The following is a 25652-nucleotide window of genomic DNA, read 5'->3' on the forward strand; positions in this document are numbered from 1 at the left end:
TGTGGCATCGAGAACGCCCGGGGCGCGTCCGCGGTCGTGGACGCCCCTAGGGCGTTCGGACGCGGGCGCGGCTCTAGGGCTCGACCCGCAGCGGGTCGGGCCACGGTGCGGCGCCGGGAGGCGCGGCCGGGGACGCGGAGGGCGCCGGAGGCATCGGGGGCCCCGGGGGCGGCGGCGGTGCCCCGTACGGGTGGTACGGTGACGCGCTCTGGGGGGCGTGCGGCGGCGCGTAAGGGGTGTGCGGCGCGACCGGCGGAGCCGTCACCGGCGGCGGCGCCACCGGCGGGGCGATCGGGGCCTGCGGCAGCGGCGGCGGCCCCTGCGGGGCCCGTGCCACCCGACCGGTGATGGTCACCGAGCCGTCGCGCTCCAGCCGCCCCAGCAGCCCGGTCCGCAGCCAGCCGTCCGCGAAGTGGGTGGGGGTCACCGCGGAGTCCGGCGTGTTCCAGTACCCGCGGAACACGGTGGTGCCGCGCGCCTCCACCTCGCCGCCCGGGCCGTCGCGCAGCTCCATGCCGGCCAGCGGGCGGCCCGCCGCGCCCTCGGGGTCGGGGCCGGGCAGCCGCACCGCGAGGGGGCCGGAGGTCTCCGCGATCCCGAAGCCCTGGACGACGTGCATCCCCGCCCCGGTGAAGAACTGCCGCATGCGGTCGGAGGGCTGCCCCGAGCAGAGGATGATCCGCGCCCGGCTGCCGAAGCGGTCGCGGAACTGCGTGTAGAGCCACTCGTGCATGGCGTGGGAGACCCGGCCGAACACGCCGGGGCGCCCGCGCTTGGTGCCCTTGCCGACCTTGATCGCGTGCTCGACGGCCGCGTCGAACGCCCGCTTGCGGTCCCACCCGGGCTTGTCGGGCCGGGCGTGCTCGGCGGCGCGCTCCCGGGTGTAGGCGCTCTCCAGGTGCCCGGCGCGGGCGATCACGACCGTGGGCCCGTAGGCCCGGGTCTGGCGCAGCGGCGTGCGGGTGCCGCCGGGGGCGGGGAAGGCCACCCGCACCCCGGCCATCATGCAGGCGACGAGCAGGTTCTGCGCGGCCACGCCGGCCAGCGGCAGGTGCAGCAGGGTGTCGGCCTCTCCCTCGGGGATCTCGTCGAGGAGGGGGCGCACCAGGTCGACCTGCGCCGCGGCGGAGTAGATCAGGTTGCCGTGGGTGATCGCCGCGCCGTGGACCCGGTGGCCGAGCAGGGGGTAGCTCAGCACGGCGATGTCCTGCGGACCCACGGTGCTGGACCGGTTGGCCACCACGCTGTGGTCCATGTACACGCCGGCGGCGGTGATCTCCTGCAGGGCGGTGGCGGGGGCCCCGGCCGGGCCGGCCTCGACGCGGCCGGGCTGGCCGTCGACCCACCAGGTGCGGACGAGGCCGGGCAGCATCCGGCGGGCCTCGGCGACGACGGGCGCGTGGGCGGGGTTCTCGACCACGATCGCGTCGGCGCGCACGTCGGCCAGCACGTGGCGCAGGCGGGCCTGCGACAGCGCCGGGTGCAGCGGCACCACCACCGCGCCCATGGCCCAGGTCGCGAAGGCGATCACCGCCCACTCGTAGCGGGTGCCGCAGGCGAGGACGAGGCGGTCGCCCCGGTCCAGGCCCGTGGCCGCCAGACCCTTCGCCGCCGCGGCGACGTCGCGCCGGAAGTCGGCGGCACTGACGCGCTGCCACCCCCCGCCGGCCGGGCGGGCGAAGCCCGCGACGGTGTCCTGGAGCGGAAGCTCGGCAAGTCCGGCGAGTGGGGGGTCCGCGTACAGCGGATCTCTACGTCGGTGCCGCATATGTGTCCTGTTTCCTGAAATGACCGGTTTGGGGTACTGGTCGAGCGCGGCCGCCCCGGGCGGCCTGCGAGGATGGTGAGGTTGATGAGCCTATGACGGGAAGACCCGTTCTGCCTAGATCTCAGACTCGCCAAAACAGATGTGCGGAATTGCCCAATACAGAGCCGAGCGTCGAATCCTGCGCGCCGCGCGCGATTCGGTCGCGGCCGATGCGCTCGGCGGCGGCACCGGAGAGCGGATGGTCCCAGGTTCGGACGGCCGGTGCGGCGGTCCGCGCAGGTGCGGCGACGCTCGGTAGGGGTGGTGCTCCGGCCGGGTTAGGAGCACAATGATCCTGCTCCGGCTTTTCGCGCCGAGTTTGCATTTGTGCCTATTGTGGGCCAATTGTCACTCGTGGTAGTGATTGTTCGTCACCGTCCCGCCGGCCGGTATTGGCGTCCGTGCGATGGATTGCGGCGGGACCCCCGAATGCCCGGTGACCGTTGACCGTGTCGGACGATAGGAGGCCGTGGTGCCTGGACGAACGAAGGTGGCCGGGCGGAAACCGGCCGCAACCGCGAACGGCCACACCGCTGCCGCACCCGCCTCCGCCGCCCCCCGCAGCACGCGGGGCGCGCAGGCCGCGCCCGCGGGCACCGCGGGCGAGCGCATCGCGGCGGCGGCGGTCGCCGAACTCCCCGACCACGGCGTCATCCTGCTCGACGCCGGCCCCCTCGCCGAGGACCTCGCCCGGGCGCTGCCCCCCGGCTGCGACCTCACCGTGGTCACCAACTCCATGGCCGTGGCGGTCGCCCTCATGGGCCGCGAGGACGTCACCGTGCTGCTGATCGGCGGGCGCATCCGCGCCGGGGCCACCGCCACGGTCTGCGGCGGGTCGAGCATGCCCGGCCTGGAAGGGCTGCGCGTCGACGTCGCCTTCATGACCGCCGGCGGAGTCGACGGCCGGCGCGGACTCACCGCCGCCGACCCGGTCGAGGCCGCGGCCAAGCGCATGATGATGCGCGTGTCCGACCGGGTGGTCGTCCTGGCCACCGACGACCACGTCGGCCACGTCGCCCTCGCGCGCTACGGCACGATGCACGACGTCAACTGCCTGATCACCGACTCCGCCTGCGACACCCCGGCCGGCCGCCGGGTGGCGGTCGCCGTCCCCCGGCTCACCCGCGTCTGAGCGCCGGCTGACACCCGGCCCCCCGCGCCCAGCCGCCGCGCTCGGCCCCGTCCCGGCGCGGGGCGCGGTCAGGCCGGGTCGGCGAACACCCGCTCCACCGTCGGCACGCCCTCGGCGTCCCAGCGGCGCTCGGCGCGCCGGCGGCCGAGGCCGTCGAACTCGTGCTCCTCGGCGAGCCGGCCGTTGGCGTGCCAGGTCCGCCACGTGCCGACGGCGCCCCGGCCGAACTCCACCCGGCCCTCGACCTTGAGCGTGCCGTCGGGGTACCACTCGCGCCACGGCCCGTGCTCGCGCCCCCGGCGGTAGGTCACCAGGGCGACGACCGCGCCGCCGGGGGCCAGCTCCACCACCTCGCCGGTGTAGGGCGCGCCCCGGTACAGCACGGTGCCGTCCTCGCCCGGCTCGACCTCGGCGTCGGTCACACGCATTACCGCTCCCCGCTGATGACTGTGTACTCAGGATGCCCCGGCGGGAAGAGGTTGCGGTTGTTGTTGGACAGCACGCCCGCCACCAGCCGGGTGCAGTTGGCGCAGCACGGCGCCGGGAGCGGGCCCCCGCGCACCAGCGTGAACATCACGTCGATCAGGAACTCCGGCATCTGGTCGGGGCCGACGCCGTGGCCCCGCAGGTTCAGCAGCAGGTTCAGCGCCTTGATCTCGGCGTGCCGGAGCGGCGTGTCGCCGTGCGGGAACGGCGTGTCCGGCAGCCGCTCGCCGGTGTGGCGGTCCCACTGCTGGTAGGGGCCGGCGTCCAGCATCTCCTGGAGGCGCCGCGCCAGGACCGGGTGCAGGTCCTCGTCGGCGATGACGTGGTAGGGGCGGCCGTTGACGGCCTCCGAAACGGCCCCCGTGCGCCGGTCCAGCACGACGGCGTTGACGGAGGCGCGCAGACCGCCGAGCCCCGCCTGGGTGGCACGGCCGCCGGAGACCTCACCGCGCATGCCCTGCGCCCGCTGCCGCACCAGGTCGCGCAGGTAGTCCATGGCCGGGCGGCCGTCGATGTGCGATATCAGTCCGTCCGGCCCGAAACCGAGCCGCTCCGGGTCGGTGATGTGCTCGACGAGGTGGCCCTCGGCGTAGTCGGACGGGAGCGCCGCGGCCCCGAAGCGGTCTGCGCAGGGCTGGTCGCCGCCTCGCCGCCGGAGTCGCCGCCCGGTTCGTCGCCGGTGCCGTCGTGGCCGACCGCCCGCGTGCCGTCGCCGCCCTCGGGGGCCTGCCCCACCGTGCTCGGGATGACCTGCGGGACCTGCGGAGTGCTTACCCCCGAGGAGCGGTCCGGGTTCAACGCGCTGTCGAACAGAGCCGCGAAGTCGACGCCCGAGGGGGAGGCGGGGGAGACCGGCGGAGAGACGGGGGTGCGGGGATCACCGGCGGCGGAGGGCCCCGTCGCGGTGCCTACGGGAACGGTAATGGTGATGGCCGGGGGCGCGGGCGGGGGCGCGGCCGGGGGCTCGGACGCGGGCGGGCTTTCGGTGGTCGTCTGCTGGACGGGGGCCGCGACCACGGGACCACCCGTATCGGCACCGTCCCCGGCGGCGGGCGCCGGAACCGTTTCCGTCTTCTGGGTGTCGGTGTCGTCCTGTGCGTCCTCCGACTCCTCCTCGGCCGGCTTGGGCTGCCGGGGCTGCTCCTGCTGCTGTTCCCCGGGCTTCTGGGTCTGCTGAGTCTGCGTCGGCTGCTGGGGCTGCTCTTGGTCTTGGGGTTGTTCCCGGGGCTGCTCCTGGTCTTGGGGCTGCTCCTGGTCTTGGGGCTGCTCTAGGTCTTGGGGTTGTTGCCGGGGCTGCTCCTGGTCCTGGGGCTGCTCGTGGTCCTCGGGTTGCGCCTGAACCTCCTGAACTCCCGGCGCCTGGGGCTGCGGCCCCTGCGGCTGCTCCACCGGCGACGGGGCCTGCCACTGCGGAGCGGGCTGCCGCACCGGGGTGTCCAGGTCTACGTTGAAGTCGAAATCGAAGTCCCGATCGAACTCGGACTGCTCGGACGACGGGAAAGCCCCGTGCGGGTGTGGCCGGTCCAGGACGGGGAGGGCCCCGCTCATCGTCGGGGCCTCCACGGGCGGCGCGCTGCTCGTGACGGGCACGCGGAACCTCGTCCTGGACGGCCCGGGACCGAAGAGGTCGGAGTCGGAGTCGTTGAAGACGTCCATTTCGTACTGCTCGTCCTCCGGGATCCGCGGCAGCCTGCCGCGGCTCACCGGCCAGAACCGCGGGGTGCGCGGCCCGCCGGGGCGCCGTGGGTAGGGGCCGCGGTAGGGCCGCTTGGGCTTCGGGTCCGAGCCGTCCGGCGCGGTGCCGCTCGGCTCCCCGCGCAGGGCGGCGCGGAGCGCGTTGGTCGCGTCGATCCAGTCGTGCAGCGCGTTCTGGTACCTGCCGACGGCGCGGTCGTAGTAGGACTGCAAGAGCCGGTGCTCGAAGTGCGCGTCGCTGTCGGCGCCGTCGCGCACCGCGTCCTTCGCCGCCTTGGCCAGCGGTTGGCGCCGCTCCAGCATCGCGTCCTCGGCGGCGGCAAGGGCGTTCTGGTATTCCAGCAGGGCCTCCCGGGCGTCGCGGGTGCGATCGGCGAGTTCCCGGGGGAGGAACCCCATGGCGATCGCGTCCTGCTGCGACACCCACCCCGTCACCCGGTTCCGGGTGGTCCCCATGAAGGCGCCGGGCCGATCGCCGTCCGTGCCGCCGGAGCGCGGCGCGCGTCCGGTGGCGAGCGCCCACTCCACGTCGAACTCCACCAGGTAATAGGTGTCGTCCCGGTTCCGCTTGTCGGTCGACGGCCCCTTCGCGGTGAAGGACGGCGCGTTCTGCCCGCCGAAGGCGGCGGTGGAGCCCGCCTCCAGGGAGTTGTAGTCCACCACCTCGCGGCGGAATCCGTCCCCCCGGTCGGCCGAGATGGTCGCGGCGACGGACGGCCCGCCGCTGTTGTTGAGGGCGGAGGAGTGCGTGTGGGTGTTGGCGTTGACGAAGTCGCTGGACGCGGAGTCGTACATCGATCCCGTGGGGGCGACGTCGAGGACGACGGCCGTGGAGGGGATCGGCTGGGACTTCAGGCCCCACACCGCCGGCCCGACACCCGGAGGCCGGTAGCCGTTGGGGTCGCTGACGTCGTTCCAGGACGACTTCAGCGCGACCTCGGTGAGGCTGTTGTCGACGCCGTCGAAGTAGGCGTCCCGGCCGATCGTGTCGTCCAGGTACGCCTGTGCCGCGTCGACGCCCGCCTGAGTGTAGGTGCTCCCGTCGGCGTCGACGTGGCCGCGCCCCGGCCGCCACCCCAGTTCGGTGGCGAGGCCGACGTGGGCGAGGTCGCGGACCGCCTTTCCCTTGTCGCCGAAGGACTCGGGGAAGATGTACGCGCGGTCCGCCCGGACGCCGCCCCGCGGGCTCCACTCCCGCCACTCCTGCAAGGGAGACCGGTTCTCCCGCGGAGTCACCTTGGCGACCGCGGGGGCGGGCCGCGCCGGCGCCCGGGCCTCGGAGGCGTCGGCGCCGGTGCCGGGAGCCTGCGTTCCGGACCGCCTGCGGGTGTCGTCCCGGGGCCGCGCGGTGTCCGGCGCGGTCTCCCGCGTCCGCGCCCGCGGATGGTCCTGCGGCTGCGCCGACCGCGACGCGTCGTGCGCGCCGGTGTCCCCGCCGCCGTCGTCGCCCCTCGGCGGCAGGAACTCCAGATAGTGCGCCGGATAGGTCGCGTAGGTCCGCCCGCCGTCCTCGGTCACCGTCAGGCCGTCCCGCCGGATCGCCGAGGGCACCTGGGCGGTGGTGGCCGGCCCCCGCGAGGTGATCCTCAGCTCCAACGTGACGGTGGAGTCGTGGCTGACCTTCGCGTAGGGCGTGGGCAGGGTCAGGTTGGTGGAGCGCCCGTTCTGGTCCACGACGTTGCGGCCGAAGTTCTCCGTGGACGAGATGGAGTTCTCGTGCACGGTGCTGTACGGCGTCGGCGCCGCCTGGGTCGGCGGCGGATCACCGGTCGCGCCGGAATCCGGGTTCTGCGTGGGCTGCATGAGGGAGTTGCCGCCCACGCCCACGGAGTTCTGGACGCCGCTTCCCGACCCGCGGCCGTCGCCGCTCTTCCAGCCGTGCTTCCTGCGCAGCTCGGTCTCGCCGCCGACGTACTCGGCCTTGGCGCCGCTGCGCGCCACGCTGACGTCGAGGACGGCGTTGACGGCGGGCGCCAGCCCGTGCGGCCGGATGCGCGCGATGTCGGTGCGGCGCACCTTGATCGGGATCGGCGTCTGGGAGTTCGCGTGCCGCCCCAGCTCCGACTCCAGCGCCTGGTGCAGCTTGTCCCGGCTGTTGCGGGTGAGTTCGAGGTGGTTGGCGCGCAGCTGCCGCACGAGCGCGTCCATCGCGCGGGCGGTGTCCGGCTGCGCCTGCACCGTGCCCAGCTCCTCGAACCCGGGGCGCACCCGGACCTCGCCCTCGGGGCCCGGCGGCGGTGGCAGCGGCCGGGTGGTGAGCGTGTCGCCGTCGCGGGAGAGGCCGTCCTTGAGCAGCCCGCTGGTGATGGCGTCCCAGGCGTGCATGAAGCCGGAGAACAGGTTGTCGGAGTCGGCCTGCCAGCCGGTGTACCTGCGCGCCCGCGCGATGGTCGGGCCGATGCTCCAGTTGCGCGCGAACTCGGTGGCCTGCTTGATGCGCCCGGCCACCTGGAAGAGGTAGGCGCGCTTGCTGCCGGGAAGCAGGGTCGTGGTGTCGGTGTAGGAGGTCGACGCCGTCGTGGACCTCATGCTCAGGTTCCACGTGCGGTCGGCGAACACGCCGTCGGAGAAGGTGGGCGCCATGCTCTGCCCCACCGGCCCCTGGCCGGGCGGCGGTGTGGCCTCGCCCGTCTGCCCGGGCTGGCCGGTGTATCCCGGCTGGCCGGGCTGGGTGCCGCCGGCGGCCTGCCCGGCCGGCACCGTGGCGTTGAGCAGGTTGAGGCGCGTCTGCGCCTGGGCGCCGACCGACACGCTGACCGTGCGCGCGTTCGTGGTGTTCTGGTCGAGCGGGGAGGAGCCGTCCTCGGTGATCATCTCGGCGTCGACCGGCTCCAGCGTGACGCCGGTCGCCTCCGCCCGGGTGTCGGTGGTCGTGCGCAGGTTGTGCGGGGAGCGCAGCCGGGTGCTCAGGTCGATGCTGGTGCGGACGCCGTCGAGCAGGTGCGCGGCGAGGTTGGCGGGCGAGGCGTAGTGCGGGAAGAAGTGGCGGCCGCCCTCGCTGTCGCGTAGCAGGTGGTTGACCTTGTGGACGTAGCCGTCCTTGAGCCGGAGGAAGCGCCGGCCGATGCCGTCCTTGGTGAAGCTGCGGTAGGTCGCCTCGGTGGCGCTGATCTCGCGGCCGTCCACGGAGTACCGCTGGTTGACGTCGGTCACGGTGGCGCCGAACTGCCGCAGCCGGTCCGTGATCAGCGGCGTGGCCTCGGCCTGCGGCTGCCGCCGCGTGCCGGTGGACTCGGTGGTCTCAGCGGAGGCGTCGGTGGTGGTCTCGGTCGGGGCGGTTGCCGTCTCCGTCGGGGCGGTGGAGGTGCCGGCGGTGGTCTCGGCTGGGGCGGTGGTGCTCTCGGTCGGCGTGGTGCCCTGGTTCGGCGGGTCGGACTGCCGGGCGCCGGCGGGGTCCGGGGCGGGCCGCGTGGCCGGGTTGCCCCAGCCCTCGATCATGGCCTTGGCGTCGGCCTCGCTCATCCGCTGGATCGGCGCGGGCCGGCCGCGGTCGGGGTAGGCGATGGTGGTGCCTTCGGGCAGTTTGGGCGTGCTGAACTCGGTGACGACCGTGACCGGCGCGCCGAGCGGCTTGCCGCGGACGCCGTCGCCCTCGCCCCGCATGGTCGTGGCGCTGGAGTCCTGGCCCATGTCGTCGCCGCTGTAGACCCGCACGCGGAAGGTCGTCGGCTGCTGCCACAGATCGGAGCCCCCGCTGAACATCAGCGTGCTGGTGCTGGAGTCCGACGCGGACTGCCCGAACGCCTTGTTCTTCAGGTAGCCGAACGTGGCCCGCAGCCGCGGGTACAGCCCGGCCTCGCGGCGGCCGTGGGCGTCGGGGTCGCCCTGCATGAAGTTGCCGGTGACGTTGGGACCCACGTTGCCGGAGAACCCCCGGCCGCGGAACGACGTGAGGCTGGACCCGCCGCGGGCCTCCACGCCGACGCCCCGGTCGCTCTCGCCGGTGTGCCGGACGGCGCCCCGGTCGGCGAAGACCCGGATCGCCTTGATGTTGTCCTTGAAGGTGGCCGACTCGTTCAGCGAGATGAGGATGCCCTCGTTGCCGTCGAGGTCGGTGTCGTGGCTCTTGAGGTTGGCCTCCGACAGCGCGTTGATGATCTTCTGGGTGTTCTCGTGCGCGGTGTCGAAGGAGCGGCGCAGCGGCTTCTTCTCGCGCGGCGACTTCTGGAAGTAGTTCCTGTCCTCGTTGCCGGGCCGGACGGCGTAGTCGTCCTTGCCGCGGCTGTAGTCGGGGATGACGAGGCCCGGGTACTTGGCGGCCACCTCGTTCAGCACGTGCCGGGCCAATCCCTCCGGCACCGTCACCGGGCGCCCTCCGTCCTGCGGCCGCCGGTAGAAGTCGCCGTTCGACCACAGGTAGGAGCGGATGTTGCGGTACTTGGGCGGGGTGCGGGCCGGCGCGCTCTCGTCCACCTGCCGCGACGGCTCCCCCTCCGGCTGCTCGGCGGCGGCCGTGGCCGTCTCGGGCCCGGCCGCGCCGGTGTCCGTCGGCCGCACCGTGGTGGTGCGGGTGCGGTCGGGGGCCGGGACCGCGGTGTCCTCGCCTGACGTGGAGGTCTCCGGCGAAGAGGCGGCCGGGCCGATGTTCTCGGCGGACTTCAGCAGGTTGGCGTTCTCGACCGTGGACATCTCCAGGGTCGTCCCGGTGAACCGGTGGACGGTGTCCTCGCCGTCGAACTGCACGTAGTAGTTGCGCGTGACCTTGTAGACGACCGTGTCGGGCGAGCCCCACAGCAGGGACGTCAGCGAGCCGGTCTGGTTGCGGCTGTCGCCGTGGGTGTGGGAGATCTGCCCGGTGAAGTCGATCGATGCGGCGACCCGGCCCACGATCCAGTCGACCGCCGCGATCGCGACGTCCAGGCCGCCGCCCAGCAGCAGCCGCAGGAAGGTGCTCTGCGACTTGTTGGTGGTCACGCCCTTCGCCTGCGTGGTGTGCGAGCGCAGGTCGTTGATGTTGGGCGGGTTGGGCTGGAGTTCGAGGTCGGTGGGGAAGGACCGGACGAACGCGGTGCGCGGACGGCCGTAGCGGTCGGTGATCCGCAGCGGCAGCACGCCGCTGGTCGTCTCCGCGAGGTTGTCGCGGAACATGTCGTTGGACAGCGTGTTCCGGTTGTCCGCGTCACTCTGCTCGGCGAGGGTGCGCCGGGTCTTGGGGAAGCGGAAGCGGTCGCGTTTGGGCCGGTCGTGCCCCAGGTGGTCGTTCACCCAGTCCGGCAGTTTGGTGCCCGCGTCGGGCGGGGCCTCGCCTTCGGCCGTCTCGGGGGAGAAGCGGATGTCGCCGACCTGGATGGGGTGGAGTTCGGTGGCCCGGCGGAAGCCGCTGCCGGGCAGCCGGTGCCGGGTGGCGTCGAAGCCGGCGGCGTTGGGGTCGGCGAACCGGATCCGGTCCGGGGCGGTCGGGGGGTTGTCCCGGAGCCCGCCGGGGATGTGCACCTCCACGTCGAGGTCGCGCTGCGGCAGCGCGACCTCCGGCTGACCGGGCGGTGTGACCCGCACGTCGAGCCGCATCCGCGAGGCGTAGGTGTGGATCGGGCCCTTCAGTTCGACGGTCGTCGTGGTGGCGTGGGAGCTGTTGGCCGAGAAGGTGTTGAGGCGGGTGCGCAGGCCGGCGGACAGCCGCCCGGTCAGCCGCGCGCCGAGGGAGCCGAAGTTCACCGGGGTGATCGTGAACGGGCTGACGTGGACGGCGAGCGAGACCGACTTGGTGCCGCCGTTGTAGCCGGTGGCGTTGTTGTTGTAGCCGGCGCCGGAGGACTCGGCGATGCGGTTCCTGGCCCGGCTGTCCCGCACGCCGCCGGGGTCGGGGGAGTTGGTGGCGGTGTAGACGCCGTTGGGGACGAGCGACACGCTGACGGACCAGTCGCCGCCGTCGCCGGGGACCGTCGCGGTGAACGCCCGGGGGGCGAACACCCGGCGCATGTCGCGCCGGGCCTGCTTGTCGATCGCCTGCTGGATGGCGGCGACGGGAGCGGGGCGGCCGAAGCCGTGGCCGGTGACGGCGCTGCCGACATGGTGGCCGAGCCCGTCGGCGTACAGGGCGTGCGAGCCGAGCAGGCTGGAGGGCAGCAGGTAGTCCAGGTCGAACGTACGCGGCGGGGGCGCCTCGTCCTCGTCCGCAGGCGGGGGCGGGGGAGGCGGGGGCGGTGCGGGGGTCTCGTCCGCCTGCCGGGTGTCCTCCTTGGGGGTGTTGTCGGTCCCCGTGTCCTCTTCCGCAGGCGGGGGCGGGGGCGGGGGAGGCGGCGGGGGCGGTGATGCCGACTCCTGGTCGTGCGGGGCGCCTCCTTGCTGGTCGGTGTGGCCGGTGGGGGTTTCCCCTTCCATCGGCGGAGGCGGTGGTGCGGTGGTCTCGCCTTTCTGCCGGGTGTCCTCCTGTTGAGCGTTGGGGTCGGTTGCCGTCTCCTCTACCGCAGGCGGGGGCGGCGCGGCGGACTCCTCGGCCTGCGGGGCGTCCTCCCGCGTGTCCGTGGCGGTCTCCGCCTTCGGGTTGGGCGCCTCCTCGCGCTGGGGGCCGCCGGACCGCTCGCCGTCCACCCGCCCTTCCTCCTCTGGCCCGTGCCGGGTGGAGGACGGAAGGTCGGAGGCCGGGGACTCGGTGTTGGGCCGCCCGTTGAGTTCGACGTTGAACTGCGACGCCAGGGTGTCGGGGTCGAGCGGCGCTTCCTCCGCCTTCCCGGTGACCGTGTTCTGGTCGCCACCGCCCGGCTTGGTGTTGGGCGACGAGGCGGGAGAGGACGGGGACACCGGCGACTGCGGTGGCGACGGCGGCGGCGGTGACTGCGCGGGCGGGGTGCCGCCCTGCGGGAGCGCCGGGCCGCCGGCCACGACCGGCGCCGGGGAGGCGCCGCCCTCCTCCGCCCCGGTCTCGGGGGCGAGGAGCCCGGTCGGCAGGGGGACGTGGGGAACCGCGAAGACCTGGACCGGTTCGGTGGACACCGCAACGTCGTCCGGGGAGAAGCCCATGCGCCCGGTGAAGTCGGCGAGGTAGGCGTCCAGGGCCCGCAGGCGTTCCTCCAGCGATCCGGTGGTGAGGGAAAGAGGCGCGTCGGCGCCCTTGCCGCTGAGGTTGGTGAAGTCGGCGGGGTCGGGTTTGCCGCTGAGCGGGGTGACGTCGACGGGGTGGAACGGCTTGGGGTCGAAGGCCTGGAGGGTCGGCTGCTCCCACGGCTTTCCGGTGAACGAAGGGGTGTCCGCGAAGCCGCCCGCCGCGCCGGCGTCGCTGGCCGTGTGGGTGGCGGGGGCCTGTCTGTAATCGTCGTCGTAGAGGCTGAAGTCGTCCTCCGCCGTTTCGGTGGCGGTCGACGAAGCGGTGTCCGACGCGCTGTCCGGGGCGGGCGGGCCGGTGTCGGGGAGGGGGACGGCGGGGCGGGCGCCGGGTGGCGCGAGGTCGGCGTCGGGTGCCTGGGGCGGTTTGACGCTGAGGTCGGGGAGGTCGGTCTCGTCGGTGTCGGGGGTGGCGGCGCTGTCGGGCGCCTCGGGCCGGTCGGGGCCGGGCGCGCCGTCGAAGCCGGAGCCGGGAGAGCGGTCGTCGCGGCGCGACCCGTCGCTGCCCCCGCCGGGGGCGTGGTCCTCGTTGGGCGAGGGGGTGGCGGCGGGGGAGCCGCCGCCCGTGGCCGTGTCGGGTGCTGCCGAGGGCGGCGCGGTGACAGGTGCCGGAAGCTCCGGTGGTCCTTTGAGGGTGTTGATGGTGTTGACGGCGCCGTCGACGGCGAAGGTCTGGATGGTGGCCTGGGAGGCGCCGGCGGTGGCGGAGTGCAGGCCGGCTTTCCAGCCTTGGTCGGTGAGGGCGGCGTTGGTGACGCCTTCGCCGAGGTAGCCCTCGGTGGCGCCGGATCCGGCTCCCAGGCCGAGGTTCTGGAAGTAGTAGGGCTTGCTGCGCAGGAAGGTGTGGACGTTGCCGGTGAGGGTTTGGGGGATGTCGTTGGCGAGGTGGTTGCGCAGGTGGGGGGGAAGGGTGGTGCCCAGGGCGTTGTCGAGGGTGTCGGTGAGGTTGTCGTTGCGGCCCCAGTTGCGGGCGAAGGCGTCGGCGTAGGTGGTGCCGAGGTCGCGTGCGGTCTGGTCGCCGATGTCGTTGCCGAAGTTCTTGGCGAAGACGTCGGCGAGGTCGTTTTTGAACGCGTTGACGGTGGCGGGGTTGTCGAAGGGGCGTTTTCCTTCGATTCCGGCGAAGGCGGAGGCGAGGTCGTCCTGGTATTTGGAGAAGACCTCGGCCAGGTCCTTGTTGATGTTGGGCACCGAGTCGGGGTCCAGGCGCGGGGCGGGCACGTCCTCGGGATCGGGGCGCGGACCGGGCGTGGCCCCAGACTCCGGTCGCGGGTTCGGGACGTCGTCGCCCTTGGGCGCGGGCGCGGGGATGTCGTCGGCCTTGGGGGGCGGGGCGGTGTCGATCCGGGGTGGGGACGGGGTGTTGAGCAGGTTGTCGATGTTGTTGCGGAACAGGTTGCGGATCTGCGCGCTCGTCAGATGGTCGACTCCGAAGGACAGCCCCGCCGATATCAGGCCGGACAGGCCCGCGCCGGCGTGGGCCATGTACGTCATCTTGTTGTCCCAGTTCTTGCGGACTCCGGAGTTGATCTGGGCGCGTTGGATGATGGAGTCGGCTGAGGCGAAGAGCTGCTCCATGATCTGGTGGCCGGGTGCGGTGAGCAGGAGCCAGCCCAGCAGGCGGCGGATGGCCATACTGCGGATGTATTTGAATCCGGGGATCCAGGAGAGGGATGCGCCCATGGTCCAGTAGGCCATGGCGATGCACCAGGCGATCTCGATGAGGAGCTGGACGAGTTCGGCCAGGGCCATCCAGGCCATGTATTCGGCGTTGGCGGCGCCTTTGCGGAGTTCGGCGGCGCTGGTGCGGGCGGTTTGGCCGCCGGCGCCGAGGTAGTCGTTGTCTCCGGTGGTGAACTGCTTGATGGAGTTGTCGTAGTAGTCGGCGGCCATGCCGCTGAAGTCGGTGCGGACTTTGCGGCGGATCTGGGAGAGGAGGTCGGTGAGGTCGACGGTGAGGATGCGGTCGACGGTTTCCTGGAGTTGGGCCAGGGCGCGCATGGCGGCGGGGTCGGCGGAGGGGATTTCGATGCCGAGGAGGTATTTGATGGTCTGGCGGGCCCATTCGGGCGTGTTGGGGCCGAAGGGGGGCATGACCGAACGTCCTCACTCCTCGCCGTCGAGCGGGGCCGGTGGCGAACACCGCGGAATCCCAACAAAACAAACAGGGAGGTGGAAACGGGGAAGACGCTGGAAAGGGAATGCGAAGTTAACGGAGCGGAAAGGGTCACGGTGCGTTATCTGTGATGAAAGCCACTGGTGAAATCTGTCCTCGGCGCAATTAACGCGGCGTTTTATGCGGATTCCGACCGCTGTCTCTCCCCGCTGGTATTCGCGGGCCCGCACGCGCCGCGGACACGACGCGCGGCCCGCCGGTCCCGCGCCGCGTCGGACCGGCGCGGACGGCGTGGGGCGGGCGCGGGCCGGGCAGACTGGGGGCACGCGCCGCACGCCCCCGGGCGGCCGGAAGCACACACGAAACCGCACGCACACGAAGGACGCGGACCGGAAACACACATCGGGGACCGCGGCGGCGGGGCGCGCCGTCCGGTGCAAGGTGTCGAGAGGGGCGGGTGTGGCGGAGGGTGCCGGTGCGCGGTCCGCGCCGTTCGCGCACGCCATGCCACGTCCGGTGGCGGTGGGTGGCGACCGCCCGGCCCGTGCCGGAGGGGCGCCGTGCCGCACGGTGCTCCGGTCGGGCCGCCAGGCGGGATCCGTACCGCCCAATACGGGGCGATCTGCCCGTATCTGCTGGTCTATCCGCTGGTCACCCTTGAATGCGGCGCGTCATCTTACTAACATCACTCAAAGCCACATTGAAACGCAGGTGATGCCACATGTACGCCGAAGAGCGGCAACGCCACATCCTGGAACGCGCCCGTCGCGACGGCAGGGTGGACGTCGCCGGCCTCGCCGCGGCCTTTGACGTCACCTACGAGACAGTGCGGCGCGACCTGACCGCCCTCGAACGCCACGGGGTACTGCGGCGGGTCCACGGCGGCGCGATCCCGGTCGAGCGGCTCGGCTTCGAACCCACCCTCGCCCAGCGCGACACCGTCATGACCCCCGAGAAGGAGCGCATCGCCAAGCGGGCCCTGGAGGAGGTGCCCGCCGAGGGAGCGATCCTCCTCGACGCGGGCTCCACCACCGGCCGCCTGGCCGAACAGCTCCCGCCCGATCTCACGGTCGTCACCAACTCGGTGTCCATCGCGTTGACCCTGATGCCCCGGCCCAACACCAACCTCATGCTGCTGGGGGGCCGGCTGCGTCCGCGGACGCACGCCACCGTGGAGAGCTGGGCGCTCCAGGCGCTTGAGGAGACCTACGTCGACGTCGCCTTCATGGCGACCAACGGCGTGTCGGCCGAACACGGACTCACCACCCCCGACCCCGCCGAGGCGCAGGTCAAGCGGGCGATGATCCGTTCGGCGCGGCGGGTCGTCCTGCTCGCCGACCACACCAAGGTCGGCAACGACCACTTCGCCCGCTTCTCGACGCTCGACGAGGTGGACTGCATCATCACCGACTCCGGCCTGGCCGACGGCCTGGCCGACGAACTCGCCGCCTTCGGGCCCCGGGTGGTCGTGGTGTGATCCGCCGCCCGGGCGGGCGCCCGCCGCATCCGGAGGTCTTCGGTCGGCGCCGCGTGCCCGGGCACGCCCCACAGCGGGGGCGCGTCCTGCCGAACCCGGCCGGCGCACCCCCGGTGCCCCGACGCACATCCGGCCGCCCTCCCCGGGCGTCCCCTTCCCGTTCCGCCCCCGACCCTCCCCACAGCCCGCCCCATCCCCGCCCGCCCTCCGCGGCCTCATCCGACGTCCGGCCCGCGGTCGTGCCGAACCATGACTCCAGGTGATCTCCCCCCATGACCACACCGACTCCCACTGACTCCGAGAAGCCGGGCAGGCTCCAGGCGAGCCGCGCCGCCGTGCAGAAGTTCGGCGGCTACCTGTCCGGCATGGTGATGCCCAACATCGGCGCGTTCATCGCCTGGGGCCTCATCACCGCCCTGTTCATCCCCGACGGCTGGTTCCCCAACGAGACCCTGGCCGCGCTCGTCGACCCGATGATCGGCTACCTGCTGCCGCTGCTCATCGGCTACACCGGCGGCCGCCTCGTCTACGACCAGCGCGGCGCGGTCGTGGGCGCCATCGCCACCATGGGCGTCGTCGTCGGTGCCGAGGTGCCGATGTTCCTGGGCGCGATGATCATCGGCCCGCTCGCCGCGTTCCTGCTGAAGCTGCTGGACAAGGTCCTGCTGCCGCGGGTGCACGCCGGCTTCGAGATGCTGTACAACAACTTCAGTTCGGGCATCCTCGGCGGCGCGATGGCGATCGTGGGCCTGCTGGGCATCGGCCCGGTCGTGCAGACGATCACCGAGGTGCTGGGCTCCGGCGTGCAGGCGCTGATCGACCTCTCGCTGCTGCCGCTGGTGTCGATCATCGTCGAGCCCGCCAAGGTGCTGTTCCTGAACAACGCCATCAACCACGGCGTGTTCACGCCGCTGGGCACGGCCCGGGTGGACGAGACCGGCCAGGCGATCGAGTTCCTGATCGAGACCAACCCCGGCCCCGGCCTGGGCATCCTGCTGGCCGTCATGTTCTTCGGCCCCAAGATCAGCCGCGCCACCGCGCCCGGCGCGATCGTCATCCAGTTCCTGGGCGGCATCCACGAGATCTACTTCCCCTACATCCTGGCCCAGCCCAAGCTGATCCTGGCCGCGATCGCGGGCGGTATCGCCGGTGTCACCACGTTCATGGTCCTGGACGCCGGGCTCGTCGGTCCGCCGTCGCCCGGCAGCATCATCGCCCTGATGGCGGTCTCTCCCCGCGGCGGCCACCTGCCGGTCCTCGCCGGCGTGCTCGCGGCGACCGCCGTCTCGTTCATCGTCGCCTCCTTCCTGCTCGGTTTCGGCCGCTTCGAGCGCTCCAAGGAGAAGGCGCAGCACACTCAGGAGGCGAAGTAAGTGAGCAGCATCAACGGCTCGGACATCAAGAAGGTCGTCGTGGCCTGCGACGCCGGCATGGGCAGCAGCGTGCTGCTGACCTCCCAGCTGTCCAAGACGCTCAAGCCCTACAGCGTCGCCGTGGAGCACTCCTCGGTCGACCGCATCCCCGCCGACGCCGACCTGGTGCTGTGCCACGCGGGCCTGGCGGCGCGCGCCCGCGCCAACAAGCCCGGCACGGTCGTGGTGCCCTTCCAGATGTTCATGGGCGACCCGGCGTTCGCGCGTGTCGAGCAGGCCATCAAGGCGGGCGAGACCCTTGCCGACTGACCTGCGCATCGGCCCCGAGGCGGTGCGGCTGGGCCGCACCGCCGCCGACAAGTCCGACGCCGTCGACCAGTGCGGCCGGCTGCTGCTGCAGCTGGGCGCCGTGGAGGCGGCCTACCTGCCCACCATGCACGAGCGCGAGCGCTCCATGCCGACCTACATCGGCGAGGGCGTGGCCATCCCGCACGGCACCGACGCCGCGCGGGCGCTGGTCAAGCGCACGGCCCTGGCCGTCGTGCAGTTCCCCGAGGGCGTGGACTGGGACGGCAACCAGGCGTTCCTGGCGATCGGGATCGCCGCCAACGGCGACGAGCACACCGGTGTCCTCGCGGCGCTGGCCCGGATTCTGTCCGACCCCGAGAAGGCGGCGGAGCTGCGGGGGGCCCGCGACGTGCAGACCGTGGTGGAGCTGCTGAGCCCGATGGGCGCCGAGCCCGCGGCCTGACCGCCGTGCCCGGCCGGCGGCGCCGGCCGGGCACGCATCCGACCACACCCAAGCAGAGAGAAGGCAGCACATGTTGGTCGCCCGCTTCTACGCGCCCGGCGACATCCGTCTGGAAGACGCGCCCGAGCCCCAGGCCGGCCCCGGCGAGCTGAAGATCCGGGTCCGCAACTGCTCCACCTGCGGCACGGACGTCAAGATCCACCGGCACGGCCACCACCACATCGTGCCCCCGCGCGTCATCGGCCACGAGATCGCGGGCGAGGTCGTGGCCGCGGGCGCGGGCGTCACCGGGTGGGCCGAGGGCGACCGGGTGCAGGTGATCGCCGCGATCCCGTGCGGCCGGTGCGACTACTGCGGGCGGGGCTGGCAGACGATCTGCCCCAACCAGGAGTCGATGGGCTACCACTACGACGGCGGGTTCGCCGAGTACATGGTCATCCCGGAGAAGGTCCTGGCCGTCGACGGGGTGAACCGGATCCCCGAGGGAGTCTCGTTCGCCGAGGCGTCGGTGGCCGAGCCGCTGGCGTGCGTGCTCAACGGCCAGGAGATCGCGGGCGTGGGCGAGGGCGACACCGTGGTGGTCGTCGGCGCGGGCCCGATCGGCTGCATGCACGTGCGCATGGCCCGCGCGCGGGGCGCCCGGCAGGTGTTCCTGGTCGAGCTGAACCGGGGCCGGCTGGACATGTCCGCCAACGTGGTGCACCCTGACGCCGCCATCGCCGGCTCCGAGGTCGACGCGGTGGAGGAGGTCCTGCGGCTGACCGAGGGCCGCGGCGCCGACGTGGTGATCACCGCCGCCGCCTCGGGCAAGGCCCAGAAGGACGCGTTGCAGATGGTGTCGCGGCGGGGCCGCATCAGCTTCTTCGGCGGGCTGCCCAAGGACAACCCGATCATCTCGCTGGACTCCAACGTGGTCCACTACCGCGAGGTGACGATCGTGGGCGCCAACGGGTCGAGCCCGGCGCACAACCGGCGCGCGCTGGAGCTGGTGGCCTCGGGCGCGGTGCCGGTGGCCGACCTCATCACCGAGCGGCTGCCGCTGGCCGACGTCCCCAAGGCGATCGAGACGGTGGCCTCGGGCAGCGCCATCAAGGTGACGATCGAGCCCTAGGCTCCGCCCGAGCCGTGCGGAGCACACGGCCCCCGCCCGCCCCGGGCGGGGGCCGTTGGCCGTCGCCGCCCTGGTGGGTTTGTGGGGCTTTCACCCACCGCGGTGCCCGCGCATGTGGTTTCTGTGGCTTTGGTGTGTTGTTCAGTTGCCCCAGGGTTGTTTGCCACGCATCCCTTATATAAAGTTACGCAAAGCCAAGGTAGAACACAGGCGAAGCAACACCCCCTTGTCCGGCCCGAGCCGTGGAGCACGATCGGAGTCCTGACCGGTCGGCGTCTGCGTACGCCCACCCGCCGGACCTCGTGTGCGGGGCACTCCCCACGACCGCCGGGCCCGGCCGCCGGCCCAGGGCGGCGGCCGTCGAAACGGAACCGCTGGGATGGAAACCAATGCAGCCAAGGACCGGCGTCCGGCGCCCGCCCCGGTCGGCTGATCGCGGGCGCCACGGCGCCGCGGCGGCCGGAGCCGCGCTGGTGCTGGCCGCGCTGGCCGGCTGCTCGGCGGGCGGAGGCGGATCCGCCGATCCCACCCCCTCGGCCGAGGTCGTGCTGCCCGGCGCCACCCCCTCCGGCGCCGAGCAGGCCGCCCTGGACACCTACACCGGCATGTGGGACGCCGCCGTCGCCGCCTCGCACGAGGGCGGCGGCACCACCGGCGAACTCGACCGCTACGCCACCGGCGCCGCCTACTCGCTGCTGCGCGAGGCCCTGCGCAGCGCGGGCGAGTCCGAGGTCACCGGCGAACCCGTCCTGGCCCCGGAGGTCACCGTCGAGGGCGGCGACCACGCGCGGGTCACCGACTGCCTCGACGACTCCGCCTGGAACCTCGGCGCCGCACCCAGCGAGAGCGGCGCGGGTCCCCGCCGGGTCGAGGCCGGCCTCACCCACGACGGGCTCGCCTGGCGGGTCAGCGAACTACGGATCTGGGAGCCCGGAACATGCTGAGACGCACCGGAACCGCCGCCGCGGCGGCCGCGATCCTCGTCCTCGTCGTGCCAGGGCACGCGCAGGCCGACCCCACCGCCCCCACCGGGGCCGGCGCGGGCTCGTTCCTCAGCTCGATCGAGTGCGGCGACGACGGCGGAGGCGGCTGCGACATCCTGGTGCGCTCCATCCAGAGCGCCGCGGGCTCCGCCGGAACCGCCGGCGGAGCGGCCGGCGCCCCAGCCCTGCCGGCGCCCGACCCCAACGACCCCTACGCCAACGTCGACTGGGACGCCATCGACTGGAGCGCGGTCGACTGGAGCGCCGTCGACTGGGACGCCATCGACTGGGAGTCCATCGACTACAGCGGCGGCGCCGCCACCCCCGCCACCGAGGGCGCCGACCCGGTGGCGCTGATCGTGGAGTCCATGGACTCCTTCGACCTTCCCGAGCCCGAGATCTCCTCCTCGCCGGCTCCGGACTCCCTGATCCTGGTCACCACCCCGGTGTGGCTGTGGATCGACGAGGCCGAATGGCAGCCCGCCACGGCCGAGGCCGAGGTCCCCGGCATGTCGCTGAGCCTCACCGCCGTGCCCCGCGCCACCCGCTGGGAGATGGGCGACGGCACCGAGGTGGTCTGCGAGGGCCCCGGCACCCCCTACGACCCCGCGACTCACGCGCCCGACGCGGAGTCGCCCGACTGCGGACACGTCTACACCCGCTCCTCCCTGGCCGAGCCCGACGACGTGTTCACCGTGCGTGCGCGCATCAGCTGGGACATCACCTGGGAGATCTCCGGGGGAGACACCGGCACGCTCGACCCCGTCACCACGACCTCCACGGTCGACCTCACGGTGCGGGAGTCCCAGGGCCTGGTGACGGAGGACGGCGCGTGAGCCCCGCGAGCGGGACCCGGACGCGCGTCGGTCCGGGCGGCGCGACCGCACCCATGACAAGGAGGACCTGGTGACCACGATGACCGGCACCCGTGGGAGTGCCGCCGAGGCGCGCCCCGCCGCCCCGCCGACCGTGCGCCTGCTGGGCACCGGCCCGCGCCGATGGCGCTGGCTCGGTCTCGGGGTGGCGATCATGACCGCCGGCGCGCTGGCCGGCGTGGTCGCCGTCGAGCAGCTCGACACCCGCCAGGGGGTGCTGGTGGCCGGCTCCGACCTCGCCGCCGGCCAGGTCCTCACGGCGGCCGACCTGGAGGTGGCCCGCATCTCCGTCTCCGACGGCGTCTCGGCGCTGACCGAGGACCGGCTGCAGGAGGCGGTCGGCAGCACCCTGGCCGTCCCGGTGCCCGAGGGCGGCGTGCTGCCCGAGACCGCCCTGGGCGCCGACGCCAGGTACCCGGCCGCCGGCGAGGCGGTCGTCGGCGCGGTCCTGGCGCCCGGCCGCTTCCCCGCCTCGCTGCAGCGCGGCGCGGCGGTCTCCGTCGTGCTCGTTGAGGGCGCCCCGGCCGGCTCCGGCGGAGGCGGCGCCCAGTCCGGCGCGGCGGCGGGCGGCGCGGCCGCCGCCGGCGACTCCGGGGTCACCGCCTACCCGGCCCGCGTGCAGTCGGTCGAGCTGTCCACGGCCGACGGCTCGGCCAACGTCGAACTGCTCGTCGACGCCCAGGTCGCCGGCCAGGTCGCGGCCGCGGCCGCCGCCGAGCAGGCCACCGTGGTGCAGGTGTCGCCCTCGGGAGGCAGCTGATGGGCCGCACCACCGCGCTGTTCTCGCTGGGCGGCGCCCCCGGGGTGACCCTCACCGCCATGGCCATGGCCGCGGTGTGGCCCGAGCAGAGGGGCGCGGCGCTGGTCGAGGCCGACGCCTCCGGCGGCGACATCGGCGCCTGGTACCGGCTGCCCGCATCGCCCGGGGTCACCGACCTCGCCGCGGCCACCCGCCGCCGCACCGCCGCCGACCCGCCCGCCGACCCCCTGGCGTTCTGCCAGACCCTGCCCGGCGGGCTGCCGGTCTGCGCCGGGCCCGCCTCTGCCGACCCCGCCCAGGGCGCGGTGCAGCTGCTGGCCACCAACAGCCCCCGGCTCGCCGCCGGCGGCGCGGCCCCCGGCGGCCCGGCCACGGTCGTCGACCTGGGCCGGCTCGCCCCGCGCACGCCCACCGCGCACCTGGCCGCCAACGCCGACGACGCCCTGCTGCTGGTCAGCGACGACCTCGCGCAGCTGCGCCGGGTCAAGCAGTCCGCGGCCGCGCTCACCGACTCCATCGGCGCCCTGCGCGTGGTGGTCGTGGGCGGCTCGGGGTCCACCTCCGAGATCGCCGCGGCCGTGGACCTGCCCGTGTGGAGCGGCCGCATCCCCCTCGACACCCGCAGCGCCGCGTTCCTGCGCGGCGAGGCCAACCTGCGCCGGCCGCAGCGCCGCCCCCTGTTCCGGGCGGCCCTGGCGCTGATCACAACCCTCGTCGAGGCTCCCGCCGACGCGCCGCCGGCGCGCCCGCAGCCCGTGGCCCAGCGCTACTCGACGGCCGCCAAGCCGCCGCCCGGCGCGGGCGAACCCGGCACCTCCGGTACGGCACCGGGCGGGCACCAGTGAGGCAAGGGAGGGCACTGTGAGCGAGATCGAGGTCTCCGTCGGCGGCGCCGACCGCTTCCTCGACCCTCAGCGGGCCGAACGCGAGGACGCCTGGACCACTTGGGTCGCCACCGAGGCCGGGCGCCGGCTCAGCGAACTGCTGCGCGGCGCCGAGGACACCGACGCCGACGAGTACCGGCGCCAGGCCGAGCGGGTGATCGCCCAGATCCTCGACGAGGCGGCGCGCACCGCGCTGGCCCAGGGCCGGGCCGTGCTCGACGCGCGCACCGAGGAGACCATCGCCGCCCGCGCACTGGCCCAGGTGTGCGGCATGGGCCCGCTGCAGCCGCTGCTGGACGACCCCGACATCGAGAACATCAACTGCAACGGCACCCAGGTGTGGGTGCGCTACGCCGACGGCACCCGCGAGCGCCGCCCCCAGCTGTTCGAGACCTCCGAGCAGCTGATCGCCCTGGTCCGCCGCATCGCCGCCGAGTCGGCCACCGGCGAGCGCAGGTTCGACCCCGGCGCGCCGATCCTGGACATGCCGCTGCCCGGCGGCGAGCGCATGAACGCCATCATGGACGTCGCGCGCGTCCCCGCCGTGTCCATCCGCCGCCACCGCTACAGCACCACCACCCTCGCCCAGCTGCGCGAGCTGGGCACCCTCGACGGCCTCGCCGAGCGGCTGCTGCGCGCGGCCGTGCTGTCGCGCCGCAACATGGTGGTCACCGGCGGCACCGGCGCGGGCAAGACCACGCTGGTGCGGGCGCTGGCCTCGGAGATCCCGCCCACCGAGCGCATCGTCACCATCGAGGACGTCTTCGAGCTGAGCCTGGACCGCGACGTCGAGGCCCACCCCGACTGCGTGGCCCTGCAGGCGCGCCCCGCCAACGTCGAGGGCGCCGGCGAGATCACCATCGCCGACCTGGTGCGCGCCGCGCTGCGGATGTCCCCGGACCGCGTGATCGTCGGCGAGACCCGCGGCCACGAGACCGTGCCGCTGCTCAACGCCATGAGCCAAGGCAACGACGGCAGCCTCACCACGCTGCACGCCGCCAACTCCGCGGGCGCGTTCACCAAGCTCGGCGCCTACGCCGCCCAGTCGGCCGAGCGCCTGCCGCTGGAGGCCACCGCCGCGCTGGTCGCCGCCGCCGTGCACCTGGTGGTGCACGTGTCGGCGCTGCCCACCGGCAGCCGCGTGGTCACCAGCATCCGCGAGGTGGTCGGCGCCGAGGGCCAGAACGTGGTCTCCAACGAGATCTACCGGCGCGACCGCACCGGTGAGCTCCTGCCGGCGGCCCCGCCCAGCCCCGCCACGGTCGACGCGCTGGCCGAGGCCGGGTTCGACGTCTCCCAGCTCAGCGCGACGATGGGCATGGGGGGGTGGTCGGCGTGAACCCCGGAGTCACCGGGTCCGTCCTGGTCGCCGTGTGCGGCGCCGTGGCGGGCGCCGGCCTGTGGGTGGCGCTCGCCGCCCTGGCCTCGGTCCCGCCCGCCACCCGCGGCGGCCGGCAGGTCTCGCTGCGCTCCGCGCTGCTGGGCGAGCACCGCCCGCTGCGCCTGGCCGGTGCCCTGGGCGGCGGCGCCCTGGTGTGGGCGGTGACCCAGTGGCCGGTGGCCGGGGTGCTGGCCGCGCTGGCCTGCTGGTGGCTGCCCACCGTGCTCGGCCCCGACCGCCACTACGAGCGGCACGTGGCCGGGGTGGAGGCGGTGGCGGCTTGGGCGGAGATGCTGCGCGACCTCATGGCCGGCGCCTCGGGCCTGCACCAGGCGATCTCCGCCACCGTGCCCATCGCCCCCGAGCCGGTGCGCGCCGAGGTCTCCCGGCTGGCCGACGACCTGCGGCGCGGCCGCTCGCCCCAGGCGGCGCTGCGCGACTTCGCCGACGAGGTCGACAACCCCACCGCCGACCTGGTGTCGGCGGCGCTGAGCACGGCCGCCTCCCGACACGCCACCGACCTGGGCGTGCTGCTGGGCAGCCTGGCCGAGGCGGCGCGCGACCAGGCGGCGATGCTGGTGCGCGTCGCGGCCAGCCGGGCGCGGGTGCGCACCTCCACCCGCATCATCATCGGGGTGACCCTGGGCATGGCCGCCCTGCTGCTGCTGTTCAGCCCCGACTACCTGGCGCCGTTCGACAGCCTGCTCGGCCAGGTCGTTCTGGCCGGGATCGGCGCGGTCTGGGGCACGGCCCTGGTGTGGATGGTGCGGATGGCGCGGCCCAAGCAGGGCCCGCGCGTCCTGGCACCGGCGAGCCCCGCGGCCCCGGCCGCCGAGAAGGCGGAGGCACCGGCATGAGCGGACCCATCCTGCTGCTGTCCGCGCTGGCCGGCCTGGCCGTGGGCGCGGGGCTGTGGCTGCTGCTGGCCGTGCGCTACTCCCGGCCGAGCCTGAGCGAGCGCCTGGCCGAGCCCGCGGCGCCCATCCACCGCCCGGTGCGCGCCGACGCCGGCGGGCCGCTGTCGCGCCTGGGCGCGGTCGGCGCGCCGCTGATGGCGGCCCTGGGCCTGCCCGGCGCCCGCGCCCGCCGCGACCTGGCGGTGTGCGAGCGCGACGCCGCCGGCTACCTCGCCGAGAAGGCCACCGGCCTGGTGCTGGGCCTGGCCGCGCCGCCGCTGCTGGCCGCGCCGCTGGCGCTGGTCGGACTGGACCTCGCCTCGCTGTGGGGCGTGGCGGCCTGGGCGGTACTGGCCGGGGTGCTGTGGTTCGCCCCCGACATGGCGCTGCGCGACGAGGCCGCCAAGCGCCGCGAGCAGATGCGGCACGCCCTGGCCGGGTTCGCCGACCTCGTCGTGGTGTCGCTGGCCGGCGGCGCCGGGGTGAACGGCGCGCTGTCCGACGCCACGGCCGTGGGCGGCGGCTGGGCCATCGGCCGCATCCGCGACGCCCTGCGCGCCGCGGCGCTGCGGCGGCTGCCGGCCTGGTCGGCGCTGCGGGAGCTGGGCGAGCAGTTCGACACCCCGGAGTTCAACGAGCTCGCCGCCAGTCTCCAGCTGGCCGGCGCCGACGGCGCGCGCGTGCGGGGTTCGCTCGCCGCCAAGGCCAAGACCCTGCGCACCCAGTTCCTGTCCGAGCTCGACGCCGAGGCGCAGTCGGCCACCGAGCGGATGAGCCTGCCCGTGGTACTGCTGTTCGCCGGGTTCCTCGGCATGCTCGGCTACCCCGCCATGACCCACATCCTGACCAGTCTGTGACCCTGTCGCGGGCTGTGCGTCCGCAGC

General features: G+C 73.9%; 17 protein-coding genes. 13 read left to right on the forward strand and 4 right to left on the reverse strand.

From position 1 onward, the window contains the following. Positions 1 to 73: 73 nt before the first annotated feature. Complete coding sequence (locus HNR12_RS24275) at positions 74 to 1768, reverse strand: AMP-binding protein (protein ID WP_179769722.1); 1695 nt, start codon at positions 1766 to 1768, stop codon at positions 74 to 76. 511 nt (positions 1769 to 2279) lie between these two features. Between HNR12_RS24275 and HNR12_RS24280 the strand changes: the two genes are divergently transcribed. Next, positions 2280 to 2939, forward strand: coding sequence for a DeoR family transcriptional regulator (locus HNR12_RS24280; protein WP_179769723.1), 660 nt, complete (start codon positions 2280 to 2282; stop codon positions 2937 to 2939). A gap of 68 nt (positions 2940 to 3007) precedes the next feature. On the opposite strand, the gene HNR12_RS24285 is transcribed toward HNR12_RS24280, so the two are convergent. The 3 genes from HNR12_RS24285 to HNR12_RS24295 are packed head-to-tail and all read right to left on the reverse strand — an operon-like array spanning position 3008 to position 14255. Beyond that, positions 3008 to 3367 (reverse strand): toxin-antitoxin system YwqK family antitoxin, encoded by a 360-nt coding sequence (locus HNR12_RS24285; protein WP_179769724.1) that lies wholly within the window; start codon positions 3365 to 3367, stop codon positions 3008 to 3010. After that, positions 3367 to 3921: a YwqJ-related putative deaminase gene (locus HNR12_RS24290; RefSeq protein ID WP_179769725.1), complete on the reverse strand. Its 555-nt coding sequence runs from the start codon at positions 3919 to 3921 to the stop codon at positions 3367 to 3369. The genes HNR12_RS24285 and HNR12_RS24290 overlap by 1 nt, the downstream gene beginning before the upstream one ends. A 26-nt stretch (positions 3922 to 3947) precedes the next feature. Next, positions 3948 to 14255, reverse strand: coding sequence for a hypothetical protein (locus HNR12_RS24295; protein WP_179769726.1), 10308 nt, complete (start codon positions 14253 to 14255; stop codon positions 3948 to 3950). A 743-nt stretch (positions 14256 to 14998) separates the two neighbouring features. On the opposite strand from HNR12_RS24295, the gene HNR12_RS24300 reads away from it, so the two are divergent. From HNR12_RS24300 to HNR12_RS24355, 12 genes are all read left to right on the forward strand, one after another. After that, positions 14999 to 15754: a DeoR/GlpR family DNA-binding transcription regulator gene (locus HNR12_RS24300; RefSeq protein ID WP_179769727.1), complete on the forward strand. Its 756-nt coding sequence runs from the start codon at positions 14999 to 15001 to the stop codon at positions 15752 to 15754. 272 nt (positions 15755 to 16026) lie between these two features. Continuing rightward, complete coding sequence (mtlA, locus tag HNR12_RS24305) at positions 16027 to 17127, forward strand: PTS mannitol transporter subunit IICB (protein ID WP_179769728.1); 1101 nt, start codon at positions 16027 to 16029, stop codon at positions 17125 to 17127. Continuing rightward, positions 17128 to 17436, forward strand: a complete 309-nt coding sequence (locus tag HNR12_RS24310) for a PTS lactose transporter subunit IIB (protein ID WP_179769729.1) — start codon at positions 17128 to 17130, stop codon at positions 17434 to 17436. It abuts the gene before it with no gap. After that, positions 17426 to 17878: a PTS sugar transporter subunit IIA gene (locus HNR12_RS24315; RefSeq protein ID WP_179769730.1), complete on the forward strand. Its 453-nt coding sequence runs from the start codon at positions 17426 to 17428 to the stop codon at positions 17876 to 17878. Before HNR12_RS24310 ends, HNR12_RS24315 begins: the two co-directional genes overlap by 11 nt. A gap of 70 nt (positions 17879 to 17948) precedes the next feature. Then, a complete protein-coding gene (locus HNR12_RS24320; protein WP_179769731.1) occupies positions 17949 to 18989 on the forward strand; it encodes a zinc-dependent dehydrogenase in 1041 nt (346 codons plus the stop codon). 389 nt (positions 18990 to 19378) lie between these two features. After that, on the forward strand, positions 19379 to 19933 hold the full coding sequence (locus HNR12_RS24325; protein ID WP_179769732.1) for a hypothetical protein: 555 nt from the start codon (positions 19379 to 19381) through the stop codon (positions 19931 to 19933). Further along, positions 19927 to 20808 carry a hypothetical protein gene (locus tag HNR12_RS24330; RefSeq protein WP_179769733.1) on the forward strand — a complete coding sequence of 294 codons (882 nt, stop codon included), beginning with the start codon at positions 19927 to 19929 and terminating at the stop codon, positions 20806 to 20808. Before HNR12_RS24325 ends, HNR12_RS24330 begins: the two co-directional genes overlap by 7 nt. Before the next feature lie 79 nt (positions 20809 to 20887). Beyond that, the gene (locus tag HNR12_RS24335) at positions 20888 to 21607 is read left to right on the forward strand and encodes an SAF domain-containing protein (protein WP_179770875.1); all 720 of its coding nucleotides are present in this window, start codon (positions 20888 to 20890) and stop codon (positions 21605 to 21607) included. Next, on the forward strand, positions 21607 to 22452 hold the full coding sequence (locus HNR12_RS24340; protein ID WP_179769734.1) for a hypothetical protein: 846 nt from the start codon (positions 21607 to 21609) through the stop codon (positions 22450 to 22452). The genes HNR12_RS24335 and HNR12_RS24340 overlap by 1 nt, the downstream gene beginning before the upstream one ends. A 16-nt stretch (positions 22453 to 22468) precedes the next feature. Then, positions 22469 to 23830 (forward strand): CpaF family protein, encoded by a 1362-nt coding sequence (locus HNR12_RS24345; RefSeq protein WP_179769735.1) that lies wholly within the window; start codon positions 22469 to 22471, stop codon positions 23828 to 23830. Continuing rightward, positions 23827 to 24729 (forward strand): type II secretion system F family protein, encoded by a 903-nt coding sequence (locus HNR12_RS24350; protein ID WP_179769736.1) that lies wholly within the window; start codon positions 23827 to 23829, stop codon positions 24727 to 24729. Before HNR12_RS24345 ends, HNR12_RS24350 begins: the two co-directional genes overlap by 4 nt. Beyond that, the gene (locus HNR12_RS24355) at positions 24726 to 25625 is read left to right on the forward strand and encodes a type II secretion system F family protein (protein ID WP_218902037.1); all 900 of its coding nucleotides are present in this window, start codon (positions 24726 to 24728) and stop codon (positions 25623 to 25625) included. The genes HNR12_RS24350 and HNR12_RS24355 overlap by 4 nt, the downstream gene beginning before the upstream one ends. Positions 25626 to 25652: the final 27 nt, after the last annotated feature.

The organism is Streptomonospora nanhaiensis, assembly GCF_013410565.1.
Lineage (GTDB): Bacteria > Actinomycetota > Actinomycetes > Streptosporangiales > Streptosporangiaceae > Streptomonospora > Streptomonospora nanhaiensis.

What these genes read in the sequence shown, in the direction of transcription:
- HNR12_RS24330 (WP_179769733.1), top strand. Translation starts at nt 19,927, where the DNA reads ATGCTGAGACGCACCGGAACCGCCGCCGCGGCGGCCGCGATCCTCGTC.
- HNR12_RS24325 (WP_179769732.1), top strand. Translation starts at nt 19,379, where the DNA reads ATGCAGCCAAGGACCGGCGTCCGGCGCCCGCCCCGGTCGGCTGATCGC.
- HNR12_RS24290 (WP_179769725.1), bottom strand. Translation starts at nt 3,921, where the DNA reads ATGGACTACCTGCGCGACCTGGTGCGGCAGCGGGCGCAGGGCATGCGC.
- HNR12_RS24285 (WP_179769724.1), bottom strand. Translation starts at nt 3,367, where the DNA reads ATGCGTGTGACCGACGCCGAGGTCGAGCCGGGCGAGGACGGCACCGTG.
- mtlA (WP_179769728.1), top strand. Translation starts at nt 16,027, where the DNA reads ATGACCACACCGACTCCCACTGACTCCGAGAAGCCGGGCAGGCTCCAG.
- HNR12_RS24275 (WP_179769722.1), bottom strand. Translation starts at nt 1,768, where the DNA reads ATGCGGCACCGACGTAGAGATCCGCTGTACGCGGACCCCCCACTCGCC.
- HNR12_RS24300 (WP_179769727.1), top strand. Translation starts at nt 14,999, where the DNA reads ATGTACGCCGAAGAGCGGCAACGCCACATCCTGGAACGCGCCCGTCGC.
- HNR12_RS24335 (WP_179770875.1), top strand. Translation starts at nt 20,888, where the DNA reads ATGACCGGCACCCGTGGGAGTGCCGCCGAGGCGCGCCCCGCCGCCCCG.
- HNR12_RS24340 (WP_179769734.1), top strand. Translation starts at nt 21,607, where the DNA reads ATGGGCCGCACCACCGCGCTGTTCTCGCTGGGCGGCGCCCCCGGGGTG.
- HNR12_RS24320 (WP_179769731.1), top strand. Translation starts at nt 17,949, where the DNA reads ATGTTGGTCGCCCGCTTCTACGCGCCCGGCGACATCCGTCTGGAAGAC.
- HNR12_RS24355 (WP_218902037.1), top strand. Translation starts at nt 24,726, where the DNA reads ATGAGCGGACCCATCCTGCTGCTGTCCGCGCTGGCCGGCCTGGCCGTG.
- HNR12_RS24295 (WP_179769726.1), bottom strand. Translation starts at nt 14,255, where the DNA reads ATGCCCCCCTTCGGCCCCAACACGCCCGAATGGGCCCGCCAGACCATC.